This window comes from Streptomyces sp. CA-210063, from assembly GCF_024612015.1.
Taxonomy (GTDB): domain Bacteria; phylum Actinomycetota; class Actinomycetes; order Streptomycetales; family Streptomycetaceae; genus Streptomyces.
The window spans coordinates 1-15,681 of record NZ_CP102512.1 but is presented as its reverse complement, the minus strand read 5'-3'; the positions used below and the strand labels follow the sequence as shown (position 1 = coordinate 15,681).

Annotated in this window: 9 protein-coding genes; 2 read left to right on the top strand and 7 right to left on the bottom strand. The window is 71.4% G+C overall.

Translation table 11 applies throughout. The annotated features are described in order from the left end of the window. Positions 1-171: 171 nt before the first annotated feature. The 5 genes from JIX56_RS00045 to JIX56_RS00025 form a co-directional block, all read right to left on the bottom strand. Entirely contained in the window at positions 172-1,143 is a 972-nt protein-coding gene (locus tag JIX56_RS00045; protein ID WP_257550676.1) for a TniB family NTP-binding protein, read from the bottom strand. Between the two features lie 1,565 nt (positions 1,144-2,708). Next, positions 2,709-3,317: a hypothetical protein gene (locus JIX56_RS47570; protein ID WP_306819809.1), complete on the bottom strand. Its 609-nt coding sequence runs from the start codon at positions 3,315-3,317 to the stop codon at positions 2,709-2,711. Beyond that, positions 3,314-4,048, bottom strand: a complete 735-nt coding sequence (locus tag JIX56_RS00035; protein WP_257536691.1) for a TnsA-like heteromeric transposase endonuclease subunit — start codon at positions 4,046-4,048, stop codon at positions 3,314-3,316. The genes JIX56_RS47570 and JIX56_RS00035 overlap by 4 nt, the downstream gene beginning before the upstream one ends. Before the next feature lie 205 nt (positions 4,049-4,253). After that, positions 4,254-5,648 (bottom strand): TniQ family protein, encoded by a 1,395-nt coding sequence (locus JIX56_RS00030; protein WP_257536690.1) that lies wholly within the window; start codon positions 5,646-5,648, stop codon positions 4,254-4,256. Between the two features lie 257 nt (positions 5,649-5,905). Further along, positions 5,906-7,849 carry a Helicase associated domain protein gene (locus JIX56_RS00025; RefSeq protein WP_257536689.1) on the bottom strand — a complete coding sequence of 648 codons (1,944 nt, stop codon included), beginning with the start codon at positions 7,847-7,849 and terminating at the stop codon, positions 5,906-5,908. 890 nt (positions 7,850-8,739) lie between these two features. On the opposite strand from JIX56_RS00025, the gene tap reads away from it, so the two are divergent. Both tap and tpg read left to right on the top strand, forming a co-directional pair. Then, on the top strand, positions 8,740-10,983 hold the full coding sequence (gene tap / locus JIX56_RS00020; RefSeq protein WP_257536688.1) for a telomere-associated protein Tap: 2,244 nt from the start codon (positions 8,740-8,742) through the stop codon (positions 10,981-10,983). A 12-nt stretch (positions 10,984-10,995) separates the two neighbouring features. Beyond that, positions 10,996-11,553: a telomere-protecting terminal protein Tpg gene (gene tpg / locus JIX56_RS00015; RefSeq protein ID WP_257536687.1), complete on the top strand. Its 558-nt coding sequence runs from the start codon at positions 10,996-10,998 to the stop codon at positions 11,551-11,553. A 43-nt stretch (positions 11,554-11,596) separates the two neighbouring features. On the opposite strand, the gene JIX56_RS00010 is transcribed toward tpg, so the two are convergent. Together JIX56_RS00010 and JIX56_RS47565 are read right to left on the bottom strand one after the other, a co-directional pair. Continuing rightward, the gene (locus JIX56_RS00010) at positions 11,597-14,581 is read right to left on the bottom strand and encodes a DEAD/DEAH box helicase (RefSeq protein WP_257536686.1); all 2,985 of its coding nucleotides are present in this window, start codon (positions 14,579-14,581) and stop codon (positions 11,597-11,599) included. Positions 14,582-14,625: 44 nt separating this feature from the next. Continuing rightward, the gene (locus JIX56_RS47565; protein ID WP_306819808.1) at positions 14,626-14,853 is read right to left on the bottom strand and encodes a hypothetical protein; all 228 of its coding nucleotides are present in this window, start codon (positions 14,851-14,853) and stop codon (positions 14,626-14,628) included. Between the last annotated feature and the right edge of the window lie 828 nt (positions 14,854-15,681).

Here is a 15,681-nt window from a genome sequence, read left to right as displayed (position 1 = left end):
GTTTGTTGAGAGGCCGGGTGACCGGTTCCAGCGGGGTGGCCGGGGTGTGTGAGCTGGGGTTGTGTGTTGTGTGCTGAGTCTGGCTTGGTTCGTCGTTGGTAGCTCTGGCGTGAAAAGGATCGGCCGGTGTTTGTGCTGGTCAGGGCTGTTTGTGCTGGCGGGGTGGTGGGGTTAGCGGCCTCGTGTGCGGGGGCGGTGGTGGGTTTCGGCGAGGTGGTCGAGGCGGATGGCCTCGAGTGATTGCTTGGTGATGCGTTCGGTGCCGTCACTGATGGCGGTGATGGCGGCTTGGCGGATGAGTCGTGTGAGGGATCCGATGCGGCCGGCGGTGCGCTGGTGGAGGTAGGGGGCGTGGCGGGGGAGGGCGCCGTTTTTGTGGTGGGTGAGGTCGAGGTTGTTCTCGATGTCGGTGATGACGTCGCGGAAGGGTTCACGTGATCCGTGGCGGGCGGGGAGGGGGCCGCAGGTGATGAGGGTGGCGCGTCCGGCGAGCTGGGCGCCGCGGGTGCCGGAGAAGAGAGGTGTGTCGGTGACGTCGATGCCGGCGTAGACGAACGTGGCCCGCAGGCGTTCGGTGAGATCTTTCAAGAGGTCGGCGGCCTGCGCGCCGGTGGTGGTGCGGGGGTTGAGGCGGTGGATTTCGTCGATGAGGACGAGTTGGACACCCGCCTGGGTGTAGGTGTGGCAGACGGCGTCGGTGATCTGGGTCTGGGTCATGCGGGTGGTGGTGGGGATGCCGAGGTAGCGGGCGAATTCGGTGATGAGGGTTTTCGCGGTGGCGCCGGGCGGGACGAGGACGTACGCGACGGGTACCGCGGCGTGGGTTGACCCGGGTGGTGCGGGGTTTTTGCGGGTGTGGGCGAGGTGGCAGGCGCGGCCGACGTGGAGGAGGGCGGTGGTTTTCCCGGCTGCGGCGGGTCCGGTGACGATCAGTGAGGGTCGTGCGGTGGCCTGTTGGTGGCGGCCGAGGATCATCAGGGTGCGGACCTGGGTGGCGAGGGTGCTGATCGCGGGGGTGCGGATGGTGACGAAGCTGGAGTGGTAGGCGAGGCGCTCTTCGGTACTGCGGGGCGGGGCGCCGGGCTGGGGCGGGGTGACGGGGGCGGCGGTGGCGAAGCGGTGCCAGCCCTGCCAGGTGGTCAGGGGCCACGACGGCTCGGCGGCACCGCCGTCCGCGCCGCCGGCGGTGGCTGCTGTGCTGCTTGGGCTCTGTGGGCATGGGCTTACCACTTGTCGGCTTCCTCGTATGCGTCGTAGAGCCCGAATCCGGTGGCCGCGGCGGGGTGGGTGTCGTCGTGGGGGAGGTCGTCGATGCTGTCGTCCTCGTCCCACTGCGCTGGGTCGTCGGCGCTCTGGCCCGTGTCGTGTTCTGGGCGGCGGGCTGCGGGGAGGGGGAGGGCGGCGGTGCGGGCTACGAGTGCCTGTTCTGCTTTGGTGGCGTGGCCGCTGTGGACGCGTCGCATGAGCTGGTCGAGAGCGTCGGCGAGGTCGGCTTCGTACTGCTCGGCGTCGTGGTGGTTGCCGTGCAGGGTGAGGGTTCTGATGTGCTGCCAGGTGCGGTCGTTGAACGGCTGGTGGACGTGGTCGCGGTGGATCCAGCCGATCTCGGTGAGCTGGCCGTCGGGCAGGCGGATCCAGATCTGGCGGACGTTGGGGGTTGTAGTGGATCTCCCATTTCCCGCCTCGGCCGGTGTGGGGGGAGGGCTGGCCGCGGTAGGGGGCGAGGAGGTCCGCGTCGTAGGTGCGGTGGTGGATGCGGATGCCGGAGGCGGTGATGGCCTGCCAGCGCACGGGCAGCAGTTCGAGGTAGTCGTGGCCGGTCAACGGGACGGGGACGTATCCGGCGACGGCGACGAGCGCGGCCCACATCTGGTTCGGAGTGAGGGCCTTGCGGGGCATCATCGGGTGGCGCAGGCCTTCGTGGGGGCGGTGGTGGTAGTGCACCAGCCACTCATCAAGCAGGTCCTGCAGCTGGGCGACGCTGTAGCAGGCGTCTTGTTCGGCGTCGGGGCCGCGGCGGGTGACGTCGGATCCGGTGTAGCCGGGCAGGTGCTGGCAGAACAGATGGTTGATGGTGCCGAAGGCGCGCTCGACGATGCCTTTGGCGGTGGGAGCGAAGGGCGGGGCGGGCTGGACGCTGATGCCGAGGGTTTCGCAGGCGGCGGTGAACGCCCGGGAGACGAAAACTTTGCCCCGGTCGACGACGATCGTCTCGGGCAGGACGACCGGCCTAGCCGCCGCCCCCGCCAGGCGCTCATCGAGCGTGGTCAGCCGTTGGTAGGGGAGTGCGGGGGCGTGGTCCATGCGCAGGATGTTGGGCCAGGTGGGGCGGGCGGGGTGCGGGACGGCCATCTCCGCCAGCAGCAGGGCCGCGTCGACGGCCTTGGTCGCACTCGGGCGCAGCACGGCGGCGAGGATGGCGCGGGTGGCGACGTCGATGGCGATGGTGAGTTCGGGGCGGGCGAGGGTGCCGTCGTCGAAGAGGGCGAGGACGTCCAGGCGGGTGGTGTCGACCTGGACCTGCTCGCCGGGCCGCAAGGCCGTGGTGGGGGTGAAGGCCCGCCCGTCGAAGCTCGCGGGCGTCTGCCGCACGGGCCCTGCGGGTAGTTCGCCGGGGCGGGCGAGGGTGGTGACGAGCCGGTACAGGGTGGCCTGGGACGGCGCGGGCACCGTACCGGGCCCGTGCCGGTCCTGAAGGATCTGGTTGATCAGCGGGAACAGGCCGTTGATGGTGCCCTTGGAGCGGCCGCGCCGGCGGCGCAGCGCCTCGCGGACGGCGGCGACGACCCGTTCGTCGGCCCGCCCCGTGGGACTGGGGGCGCGCGTGCTGCGGTGGTCGAGAAGCCCCCACAGACCTTGTTTGCGGTAGGCGAGCCGCATGCGCTGCACCGTGGTGCGTGAGACGCGGCGAAGCCGAGCGCGGTCAGTTCCTCGGCTTTGGCCTGCTCGCGCTGGGCCAGCGTGTACTGTTCGGGGTCGTACTGCGGCCGCACCGCGCCGTCGCTGCCGGGTCCGCCGGCAAGGCCGCATTCAACCTCTCTCACGTGCCGCTGCCAGGCCAGTGCCTTCTCGCGCGCCGCGGCGGGGGCGGTCTCGAACAGCCCCCACTGCGGGGCCGCCTGGGGCACATCAGCCCCGATGACGGTGAAGCCGGGGTCGGCGAACAGGTGCCCGGCGAGCACGGCCTGGCCGCCGCCGTCCGGGCCGACGAGGTGGATGTCCTGCCCGGACAGGGCGACCACCTGCCACTTCACGCCGCGGAAGCGGACGTGAGCTCCGACCTTCACGGCCGGCCGGGCATTGCGCCGCGCGCTCACCCGGCACCTTCCGTCTTGCCGGGGCCGCTCCAGCCCTGCGGGCCGATCAGGACGCGTTCGTGCAGTGGCGTTTCCAGGTCTGCTGTCAGCTGTCTGTGCCACAGGGCGTGGAAGACGGCGGGGAGGACTGCGATCGGGTCGCCGGTGGCTTCGGCGCCTTCGATCAGCGGCCGCGGCCGCGCGAACGCCTCAAGGACGGCCGCTGTCAGGCCGGTCGGGCCGGCGTTGCGGGGGTGGCGGTAGCCGGCCAGCCATTTCAGGTTGGCGGCCAGGATGTCGTCGAGCGGTGGGAGGCGGCGGTAGGTCCAGCCGATGTGTGCGCACGCTTCCGCGACGGCCCTTGCGGCGTTGAGGGCACGTTCGCCGCCGGTGTCGGGGTGGCTGGGGCAGTCGGCGAGCAGGGCGGTGCCGTCGGTGTAGCGGGCGAAGAGCTGCGGCACCCAGGAACGCACCTGCCCGCGGGGGTTGCGCCACAGCAGCCGTGCCGGCCGCCCCGCCAGGGCGGTCACGCGCGGATCGCGGTCGAGGACGATCAGCTGGGTGCGCATCGCGTTCGATCCCGCAGAAACGTGCCGTCCGGTCGTGGACGACCACCACAGGCCCGGTCCCCACCGCCGCCCCGGGATCACCGGGAATGCGGACACCGGCGCCAGGTCCTCGAACGCCACCGCGAGGGCGGCGTCCGCCCACCGCTGCTGGACCACCTGCCCGACGGGGTCGAGAAAGACCACCTCGAACCCGGTAGGGCGACCGGCCGCCACCCGCCCTGCCCGGCTTCCTGGCCTGGCCGTATCTGCGTTGATCACCTGCTTCAGCCAAGCCGTGTCCGCGTGCAGGCAGGGTGGTTTTGGGGATTCCTGCCGCGAACGGGTACCGCGTGCGCTAACGGTTGACGAGCCCCCTCTGGCGGCTGTTCCGCGCTTGCCGGGCGGTCCTTCAGCCGCTGTCTTCCTGGCCGGCCGTCAGTATGTCCATCAAGGCGTCGGGAGACATGTCCGCCCACTGGGCGACCTCGTCCAGGGGCATCCCGGCGTTCGCCGCGGCCAGGGCGGTCCGCTTCCACGCGTTCTCGATCAGGTCGGCGCTGTGGCGGAGGCTGCGCAGGAGCTGCCGGGCAACATCGGCGGTAGGCCCGGTCTGCGCTCCGCGCAGTTGGAGCAGCTGTTCCTCGGCGCTCTCGATCGCCCGGGTGATCAGCGCCCGCTGTTCGGCGGGCACCGCCGCGCGCCACATCCTGCCCGACCCGGGCGCCTTCTTCTCCTTGCCCAATACCCGCAGTTGCCCGGCCATGGTCGCGCACTGGTGCTCCTGGCGCAGCCACCATGGATCGTTGTCGTATCCGGGTGGCCCGCCAGCGCCGCGGCGAAGGCGGATGACGCTACCCATCCAGGAGGTCAGCGGGCCGCCGTAGTCGGTCGCGGCCAGCGGCCCCAGCCACGGTCGGCCGACCCGCTCACCGAGTCGGCGGCAGAACATTCCATCGGCGGGCAGCGCCCGCGGCCGTCCGGCGCCGCTGTCCGCCCACGCCAGCTCGGCCATGGCCGGGTCCAGCAGCGCGTCGGCGACGGCCACCACCTCGGGGAAGACGACCGCGTCCCGCCCCACGATCCGCCACCGTTCCAGATCACCGCCGGCGTTACCGCCTGCGACCTGGTGCAGGCGCCGCGGCCAGATGGTCTCCCGCTCCCAGTTGAGGGCCTGTTCCCACCACCGGGCCACCACCGCGTGCGCCAGCGCGAACACCCGCTCTGGCTCCGCGCCGGTCCGTACCGCTCGCCGCGCCACCCCGGTCCACCGCCGCTGCGCCGCGGCCACTTCCGGCAGATGCCGCACGTCCAGATACTCCAGGGGCTGGTCGGCGTCCGCGTCCAGGAGCCACCGCCCGTGCCGGACACACACCCGGGACCACCGCGGCGCGTACCGCACCACCCGCACGGCCGTCCCCGTACGCCGGGCCGTGCACAGGCGGCAGCCGAATGCCACCGGCCCCGCGACCGCGCCGCCGATCCGCCACGCCGCCGCCGGCGCTCCGTCCTCCCCGGCGGGCAGCTTGGCGTCCTCCTGTTCCCAGGACGGCAGCGCCCGCACCAGCACGTCTTCCTTGACCCCGCACAGGCCTGCCAGGAGCTGCCGTCCGGCTGCGTTCAGCAGCGCCTCGGCATCGGCTCGCGCGCCCCCGCCGTCGTGTCCGGGCTGGTAGTTGCGCCAGTGCCAGCAGGACCGCAGCACCTTCGCTTCCATCCCGTAGCGGCTCGCGATGCGGCAGATCAGCGACGAGGTCGTCTCTCCCTGCAGGGGAGCGGTGCGCAGCAGGCCGGGGGGAGGGGTCACTCCACCACGGTCTCGTGTTCGCCGTCCCGGGCGGGCACTTTCACAACGGATGCCCAACGGATCAGGCACACCGGATTGGCGCGGGAGGCTGTGGAGAGCTGACCCGCTCGATGAAGCGGCTTCGCCCTCTGACAGCGCGTCCACGGAGCTCCTCAGCCACCTGGGCATGGCGCATCCGCCGACCACGGCCCGGCCCGCCGCATTCCCGCCCTCCCCCAGACAGCCAGCCCCCTAAAAGCCGCGCCCCCTGCTGCCCGTCAGTCCTGTGCGCTGGTACGCAGCCGGTGGGCGAGGGTTTGCTGCCATGCCTGGTCGGTGGCCGGGAGGGCAGCGTGGCAGATACGTGTGAGGGTGCCGTCGGCCAGCCAGCTCAGGTAGCGGCGTCGGCAGGTCTGGAAGGAGCCCAGGGCCTGGGGGAGGCGTCGCCAGGCCTGCCGGGTGCAGGCGATGTGGATGATGGCTTCCAGGATCTGCCGTTCGCTGCGGCGGCCGCCGGTGTGCGAGGGCGGGGGCAGCAGGGCGGACAGGGAGTGCCAGGCGGTGTCGCTGATCCGCGGCTGCCACACCAACACCCTGCCGGCCAGCGCCTCCAGTTGGTCGATCAGGTCCTGCTGTTCTGGGTGCGGCAGTGGCTGCCGGTCCTGCTGCTCGCCCAGCCATGCGGTGGCCTGTTCGGCATCCGGTGCGCCCGGCCACCAGGCGATGCCGTCGGGGAGGCCGGCCAGGTGGTGGCGGCAGGCCCACCACATGCGCTGCCAGGCGACCGGCCAGGGCGGGTTCCACCAGGTATCGATAGCGGTCAGTTGCCGGCCCAGGCGGGTGGGCCGGCCGTGGGGGTGCTGACGCTGGCGTACCTGGTTGAGCCAGGTTCCCAGGGCGAATCCGGTGTCGGTGCGGGTGGGCTTGGAGACGGCGAGGTGGCCGTGGCGGGCGGCGTAGGCGCGGGCCTGGGCCAGGCCGTCGGCGGCCGGGCGGCGCCGGCCGGGCCAGGCGTTAAACCGTTCGGCCTCGGCCGCGGGCAGCCCGAGCTCGGCGAGCAGCTGCTGCTGGCCGTCGTGCAGCTGCGGGTAGTGGGTGATCTGGTGGCGCAGCCACCGCTCAAGCCAGCGCGGCAGCCCCTGCAGGTTGTCCCCGCCGTGTACCGGCCCGCGCTCCCTCACGTGGGTGCGGGCGCGGTACCAGGCCCGCTGCCAGTCGACCGGCCACGGCGGGTTCCACCAGGCATCCAGTGCGCCGAGCTGTTCCGCCTGCCGGCGGGTCAGCGACGCCGCGTCGGCACGCCGGTTGGCCAGCCACCGCCCCAGATCGAAGCCCGCACCGGCCCGGCCGCTGGTGTGGGGGAGCGCCAGGTGTCCCCACCGCGCCGCGTGAGCCCGCGCGTGCTCGAGCCCCTCGGCGAACAGCTCCTCGTGCCGCCGCGTCAGGCCCTGACCGTGCCCGGTACGCCGCGGCACAGCCGGCTCCGCCCGCCACCCTCCCGCCCCCGCCCCCGCAGCCCCGCCCGGACCCGCGCCGGTATCGAAGGCGGGTGCCAGCAGACGCAGGCCCGGGCCCACCTCCACGGGCCGGTGCGCGCTGCGCACCCACCACATCCCCCGCCCGGGCGGCGGCAGCACCGCCGCGGGCCGGCGCTGCTCGCGGGCCACCGCCTGCACCCACACCGACAACGGCCCTGCCTGATCAGGCTGTTCGACCTCCCCCAGCCAGTCCCGTCCCAGCCGGGCACCCAACGCGGCCACGAACCCCTCCCCACCCGGCCTGCGCACCAGCCCCGGCGCTGCGCCCCCGGCAGCCAGCTCCCGTACCACCGGATCGCTCAACGCCGCCGCCACCGTCACCACCTCGGGAAAGACCACCACGTCCCGCACCAGCAGCCGCCACTGCCGCTCCCCCCAGCCCGGCGGTTCCGGATACCGCCGGCAGGTGGCCGCCACCACCTGTTCCAGACGCGGCCCCCACACCCGCTCCCGCGCCCAGAACTCCTCCCGCTCCCACCACCCGCACACCACCGCCCGCGCCAGCGCGAACACCTCCCCGCCCACCACCCCCACCCCCACCCCCACGCCCGCGCCCGCCTCAGCCCGGACTATTCGGCCAAAACGCCGCTGCGCACCGTCCAGCTCCCGCCCCAGGCACCCGACATCGGCGAACTCCCACGGATGCCCCTCACCCGCATCCAGCAGCCACCGCCCATGGCGCACACACAAACCGCCGCCACCGCGCCCGGTACACCCACACCCGCCCCGCACCCGGGCCGCCCCTAGCCGCACACAGCCGGCAGCCGGACACCACCGGCCCCCACTCCGAGGACCCCACCCGCCACCCGCCCACCCTTGTCTCCCACCGCCACGGCCGGCCAGCGCTGCAGGCCCGGCCGACCACGACGGCAACGCCCGCGCCAGATGCCCGCCCGGCACCCGGCACCAGCCGGCCAGCTGCTCCTGCGCCGCCTCGTCGAGAAGGACCTCGCCGTCCGGGCGCACACCGCGCGCTTGGTGCACGGGATTCGCCCACCGCCAGCACGCCGTCAGGTCGCCGGCCTGCAGCCCGTAGGCGGCCGCGACCCGGTGCAGGAACGACCACGTCGTCTCACCGGACATCGGCACCACCCGCAACACTCCACGCACACGCTCACTCGCCTTCCGGCGCAGCCCTCTCAGCAGGTCGCGGCTCTCGTCGGACCGAGGCTGCCCTGCTGCACCTTCCTCCTCGCTTTCTCCTACTGCCACGTCCCACCGCTTGTTCCAGGTAGAGGGCACTGGTCGCTGCTCCACGCAGACCACATCGGGCAGGTCGGACTCTGGAAAGCTGAGGATAGGGACGCCGGCGCGCTGCGGCGCTCCTTCCGGACGGTCCACGCCGCGCAGGCCCAGCACGCCCTGTGCGCCGAGGCCGACTTCGAGATGCCGCACGAGTCGTGAGGACGCGGGCTGTCCAGGGCTGTGCGCTGGGCGACCGGCCCGCAGGGGGCGGCCTGGGGCAGGGCCACGGCCGCCGCCGATACATAGAACACCTGCCGTACGCATTTCGTACGGCAAACGTACGCTATCCGTACGGTTAGTGGGCTAGGGTGTTGCTCAGGAGGTGTTCGATGTCCGAGTTGTTCGATCGGATCGATGCGCTGGTCGCGTCCCGGTCTGTGCTGCCGCCGTCGGCGGAACGTAAGCGGCTGCGCCAGGCACACGGCCTGACGCTGGACGAAGTTGCCGCAGCCCTGGACGTTCGGCGGGCAACCGTCAGCGGCTGGGAGGCCGGTAAGACCGAGCCCAGACCGCCGGAGCGTGACGCGTATGCGCGGATGCTCAAGCAGCTCGCGGAGCTCTACCCCGCCCCCACCAACCCCGCCGCACCCGAGCAGGACACGGCGGTGCCTGAGACATTCACCGGCGAGCCTGCCCCCGCTCCACAAGTCCGGACTCTGGCCGCGGCGCCGGTCTCCGAGGCTGCGGCCATGACTGCGACCGAGAACACCCAGACCTCTGCCCCCGTCGCCCCAGCTCCGGCCGCTGCGTCGCGTCCGGCGCGCACCGCCAGGCCGTCGTCGACGTCGCGCCGTCCGGGCGCGCGGAAGGCGCCTCCGGCCGGTACTCCTGCGGGTGGCACGGATCCGCGGTTTGTGAACGGTCCGCTGGCGGTCGTCGATGTCGAGGACGGGCAGGTGCTGGCGTACTGCGTCGGCGGCCTGGTCCTGGAGGTGCCCGCCAAGAGCATCCCGGCCCTGGTGGAGTGGACGCTCAAGGAGGCGCGGCTCGGGCAGCCGAAGCTGTCCGGGCCGGGCAAGGACGCCGATCCGCTACTTGTGCTCACCGAGTCCGCGCTGGAGCGTTACGGCCTCCCCGTCGCCCTCACGGAGGAGGAGCGGCTCGCCGGGCGGATTCCGGAGGGTCACAAGGTCATCAAGCAACTGGCGCGTGCCGACTGGAAGCTGACCAAGCGCGGGTTCGGGCCGTGGGCGAGGATCTACCGTCCCGCCACCGGTTCGGAGCGTGCCTGCGTGCAGCTGTGCATCCCGTCGTGGCACGCGCTCGACACCCGGCACTGGGGCGAGGCCGGGAAGCTGGCGCCGGCGGAACTCGCCCGCGTGCTGGGCGTGTACGCGTCCCGGGTGATGACGCCGCGCGGATCGACCGCCGTGACCGGTCTGGAGCTGATGACCGCGCTGCACCCGCCGACCCGGGCCTCCGAGCCGGACGCCGACGGCAAGCGGCACTCCGAGCACAACCCCGGCTCGCTCGGGAAGGACCCGGTGGACTGCGCGCCGTGCGAGGCCCCCGACGGGCACCCGCTCCTGGCGGACCTGCCGCGGTTCCACGTGCGCGGTCCGGCGGAGAAGTTGTTCGAGGAGGCGTACGACTGGGCGCGGCCGATGACGGATGCCGAGTGCACCCTGCGGCACCTGGTGGGCATCGACGTGAACATGGCCTTCGCCGCCGGAGCCAACGGCCTGGTCGTCGGCCTCGGTGCGCCGACGCATGTGAAGGCGCCGGTGTTCGATGCGAAGCTGCCCGGCTCGTGGCTGGTGGACCTCTCGCACGTCGACCTGTCCCGGGTGAGGGTCGCCAAGAACAAATGGGCAGACTTGGACGCGAGTCTGCTGCCGAGCCCGTTCACGCCGAAGGGCGAGCGGCCCGAGGGGCCGGCCTGGTACGCGACGCCGACCGTGGCGTACGCGGTGGAGCTCGGCTACGACGTCGCGCCGATCGAGGCGTACGTCCGGTACGAGAGCGGCCGCTACCTGGACGGCTGGTACAACCGGCTGCGGGACGCCTACCTGACCACGATGGCTGACCTCGGCGTGCACGCGGACCTGTCGCCGGAGGACTTCCTGGCGGCGATGGACGGCTACAAGGAGCGTGACCCGGAGCTGGCGATCGTCGTCTCTGCGGTCAAGGCGACGGTCAAGGGCGGCCTGGGCAAGCTGCGCGAGCGCCCGCGCGGTGAGCGCTGGCGGCCGGGCGAGCCGTGGCGGGCCTTGTCCCGGCCGACGTGGCGGCCGGACATCCGCGCGGCGGTCATCTCCCGCACCCGGATCAACCTGCACCGAAAGATCGTCAAGCACGCGGCGTTCACCGGGCAGTACCCGGTCGCGGTCCTGTCCGACTGCGTCGTCTACGCCGTCGACGGCACCAGCCCGCTGGACTTCCTGCCGTACCGGGACGGCAAGCCGCTGCCGGGCGGCTTCAAGCTCGGCATCAACCCGGGCCTGGTCAAGCACGAGGGCACCCAGAGCGTCTTGTGGGGCGAAGAGGTCCGCGAGCGGTTCAACGCGCCGGAGCTCAACCTCGCCCGGTACATCAAGGACGGCACCGTCACCGACGTCGACAACGGAGAGTAGGAGAAGGCGACGATGAGCCTGTTCGGGGACGGCCTGGAAGCCGCGGTGCAGAAGGCGTTCACCCGCCCCGCGCCCAAGAGCGCGCCCGCGCAGATGCGGTACCTGGTCAAGCAGCTCAAGGGCACCAAGGCGGTCGCCCAGATGCTGCGGATCTCCCAGCGCACCGTCGAGCGGTACGTGAAGGACCAGATCAAAAAGCCGCGCCCGGACCTCGCAGCCCGGCTGGAGCGCGAGGTGAAGAAGCGGTGGCAGCCGCAGATTAGGGCCAAGGCCCGGCAGAAGGCGGCGACCACGGGCGGCATCGTCGTCGACACCCGGGCCCGGCTCGGCTACACCGCGCCGATCGGGTCGACGGATCAGGACCGCATCCGGCACCTGACCGTCGCCCTGCCGCCCCGCTACGCCGCCCGCCTCTTCGACGCCCAGGAGCAGGGCGCCACCGAGCAGCGCCTGCAGGAGATCGCGGCTGAGGCACTCAAGGAGGTGTACTTCCAGGACGGCGGCCGCCGCGCCGGGCAGTTGGAGGAGGTCCGCTTCACGGACATCGAGCACCTCGAGTTCGACCTGTAGATCTCGAACAGCCGCGAGCCCCGTCGACAGCATCATGCTGTGGTCAGAGCCGGTCGGCAGCTCGGAGTTCGATGTCGACCACGGTGGAGGCGATTTCGTCCTTGCGCCACTGCTCGGGGGAGTTGTGGCGCACCAGGCCGCCCGCGTAGGCCATGTGCAGCAGTTCTGCCTTGGTGTGGTTGCGCATCAGCTCGTTCTTGCGCTGCGCCCGCGCCCGGCCCCGTGCTGCCTGGGTCTCGCGCTCTTCCCCCGTCACCGTGTCGCCCTGGTCGTGGTCCTCCTGGGCCTGTGCGTCCGACGACGCGGGCCGGACGGAACCGTCGCCCATGCCGCCGGACGGGGCCGGCACCGCTGCGGCCTTCGCCCAGGGCGCACCCAAGGCGGCGAGGGCGGCCTGCTGCTCGGAAGTGAGCTTGTCCCACCTCGCCCGGGCGTTCGAAGTCCATACGCCCAGTTTCACGACCATCGGTTCCGTCTCGCCGTCGACCGTGATCTCCTCAGCGTGGCTGCGTGGTACAGGCCGGTTGGCGCCTTCCCGTTCCACCCACTGTGCGAGGGCGGTCAGGCCACGCTGGAACGCTTGCTGCGCCTTGCTCGGGCCCTTGGTCGCACGCGTTGCCGCCGGGGCGGGAGTCGGCGCCTCAGTGGGCTTGATGCCCAGCTTGGATAGCCGTTCCTGCTGCTCGGTGGACAGTTGCGCCCAGGTGCTCGCCTCGCGTTGCCGTGCGAGCCATCGTCCGATGTCGTCGCCGTCGAAGGTCACGCCGGGTGCGATCTCGGGCAGGTGGCCGTCGGTGTCGACGAGGTCGGCGAGGATGCGGTAGTGACGTTGCCAGTCCAGAGGCCACGGACAGTCCCAGTCCTCGTCGATGGCGGTCAGTTGCGCGGCCCGAGCCTGCGCGCGTTCGGGGTTTTTTCCGAGGCCGCCTTTGCGGCGGAGGTTGGCCATGTGCTGTCCGATGGGCACCAGGCCCTCGGCCTCGCTCTCGCCCCAGACGGCGTCCTGGCGGGGTGCGAGATGCCCGGTGGCCCGCCGGTAGGAGCGGAGCGTGGCGAGTTTGTTCTCCCATGCCTCTTCCCCCGGCTCCCAGACCATCCCGGCCTCGGGAGCGTCCAGGAGCTCCCTGCGCCGCAGCTCCAGTTCCCCGGCCCGCAGTGCCTTTCGCTGCTGGTGCACCCACCTGCCCAACGGGAAGCCCTTTGTGACGCCGACCGTCGTCTCGGTGTCGTAGGGGACGGCGTAGAGGCCGGTGATGTGGTTCTCCTTCCGCCAGCGCAGCAGGGCTTGGTAGCCCTCGAGCCACACCAGGGACTCCGGCCGGTAGACCCGGGTGCGCAGGAAGGCCGCGATGGTCGACGCGTCGCGCGGGCTGGAGAAGTGGAGCAGGGCCGACTCGGCGGCGGCGTCGGTGTCGTCCTGCTCCTGGTCCTTGCCGTCGCTCTCGCCGCCGGTCCCGACGATCCGCCCGTTCTCATCGCGCTGGACGTGCACCTTGCGTTTCCCGCTGCTGAGGGCGCGGGAGGCGAGTTGCTCAACGAGTCGTTCATCATGACTGCGGAGGCCTTGGAGGACGGCTACGAGAGGGCGGAACGAGGCGGAGGCCACCATGTCCGTCGGGTCCTCGCCGGGCTCCAGGAAGATCGGCACGATGATGCGCGCGATCTTCGTGCTGCCGTCGCGGTTCAGCCGGAGCGTGCGGCCGATGTTCTGCACGATCTCGACCTGGGAGCCGCGGGTGTCGGCGAAGCAGATCGCCTCCACTCCGCGTTCGCCGGTGATGTCGACGCCTTCCCCGAGGACCCGCACCGAGGCGAGGAACGCGCGGTGGACCCGGCGGCCGGCGGCGTCGATGCCGTTGGCGAACTGCCGCAGCACCTCGCGGCGTTCGGATACGAGGTGGTCGCCGCACAGCCATGCCGACCACACCCGGTCCGGGGGTACGTGGCGACCTGCTTCCAGCTCGTAGAACTCCGCGTCGATCGACGATGCGGGGAGCCGGTCTGCGGCCGCCAGGTCGTCGTCGGAGGCGTCATTCATGTACAGCTCCGCGGCCGTCTCCGCCATCTTCTCCGCGAACGCCGCTGCCTCCTCAACCTTCTGATGGAAGGTCATCACGGTGCGCAGGTTCCACCTTGCGGCGTGCTCCAGGAGCGCGGTCTGCAGTAGGGCCAGGCGCCGGCCTCGCTGCGCCTCCTCCGATTCCCCGAGGACCGGGGAGGGGTCGCGGATCTCCAGCACGTCGATCTCGAACCCGGCGAGGATTGCGCGTTCGATCGCCTCGCTTAGCCCAAGCTCAGCCAGCCACGGCCCGTAGGTTTCCGAGTCCTGGCCCATGGTCGCGATCTCCACCTCCTGGCCGTCCGTGCCCTTCTGCGGGCGGGGCGAGGCGAGGATGCGGGGGGTGGCGGTGAGGTAGAGCCGGAAGTCGGCGGGGATACGGGCGTTGTCGTGGATCGCCGCCCACGGACGACCAAGATCACCGGCAGTTCCATGAGCCTCATCCACGATCGCGAGGTCGAAGCCCGCCATCTGCTGGCCGTACAGCCGCTCTCCGCCCGCCAGAGCGGCCTCCAGCGGCCCGCGGACCTTCCGCTGGCCCACGGGTGCATCGATGTCCTCACGGTCCACCAGAGAGGCGTATGTGGCAAGCACGACGACCGGCCCGGACCCGGCCCACAGGGCGAGCTGGATCGGGTTGGTGGTGGTGCGCACCCCCAGCGAGTTGAGCACCGGGTCGTTCTCCAGTGAGCAGACCGCGACCATGGGGGAGCGGTGGCCGACCAGGCGCCACGCCTGGGCGGTCTGCACGAGCAGGTCCAGGGTCGGCACGGTCACGAGGATCCGGCCGCCCGGGAAGCACTCCAGCGCACACGCGGCTGCCGTGATCGTCTTGCCGGATCCGGTCGCGGACACGATCGTGCCCCGAGCACCCTGAGGGGGCACAGACGATCTTGCAGGAAATCCCACCCATTTACGGAAGGCGGCCTTCTGGTCGATCTGGTGTTCCCTGAGCGAGATGACCTGCATTTCTGATTCCCTTTTCGGGTAGGACCCGGCGGTGTTGTGTGAGGTTATTTCGAGGGTGTGTCGGTGCCGTCGAGTCCTCTGAGTCCCCATGCGTCGAGTCCGGCGTAGATGGTGGCGGTCTGGCAGCGGGGCGCTTCCATGACCTCGGCTTCGCCGCGGTAGATGGCGATCAGCGAGTCGTTGCCGCGCCACCAGGCGTCTGCGAGGCCGGCAACCTCCGGCACGGCCTCGAACCCGTCCAGCTCGAGGTCGTCCACGGCAGCGCCCGTCAACGTCGCAGTGGTACGCGCGCACCTACGGGCGTGATCCGCCAGGGCCAGAGACTCAACCCACCCTGCGATGCTGGCATGCAAGGGCACCCACGTCCCGGCGTGAAGCCCGAACTCTCCGTTCGGACCGATCACGAACGCATAGGGAAGAGCCGTACGCTGCGCGCCGGCTTCGAAGAGCCAGTCACGGGCCGGCCTCTCGGGTACGTCCCCGCGGAACGCCCGAGGCCCCCCGTCATAGTGAGGAGAAGGAGGAAGGACCAGGCCGCCCCAGACAGCCTCGAAGGCGGACACCCGATCGATCTGCCCCTCAGGTACCCCGTGCTCCATCCATCGAGCCCTGTACTGCTCTATATTTCCGCGACCAGTCCAGTAGCCGTGGCACCTAATGAAATACTTAGCCCTGCGGGTGAGCCCTCCAGGGATTACCTCACTGACGACCATCGTTCCGCCCCTACTCCATTTTTGCCAATAATACATGCTGCATCAAGCTGGGGCAGCGATACACTAGAACCGACACGAACGAGCAACCCCCCTCGTAGCCAGCCCGGCCCGCGGCAGCGGGCCCCAAGGTTCTGGAGGCGCAGCCGGAAAGACCGTCAGGCGGGGGAGCGCAGCGGACCCGCCCCCCAAGGCTGGAGCGCAGCGGAGGCCTGACAACGGGGCGTAGCCCCGCCGGTCCGGGAGCGCAGCGGACGGACCGTCAACCTGACTGCGCAGCAGTCAGGTTGAGCGGGCCGCGGAGCGGCCCGCCAGCGCTCCCGCGGTGCGGGAGCGCAACACCCATGCGCAGCATGGGTGTTCGCTTGCACATCGCGCAGCGATGTGGTA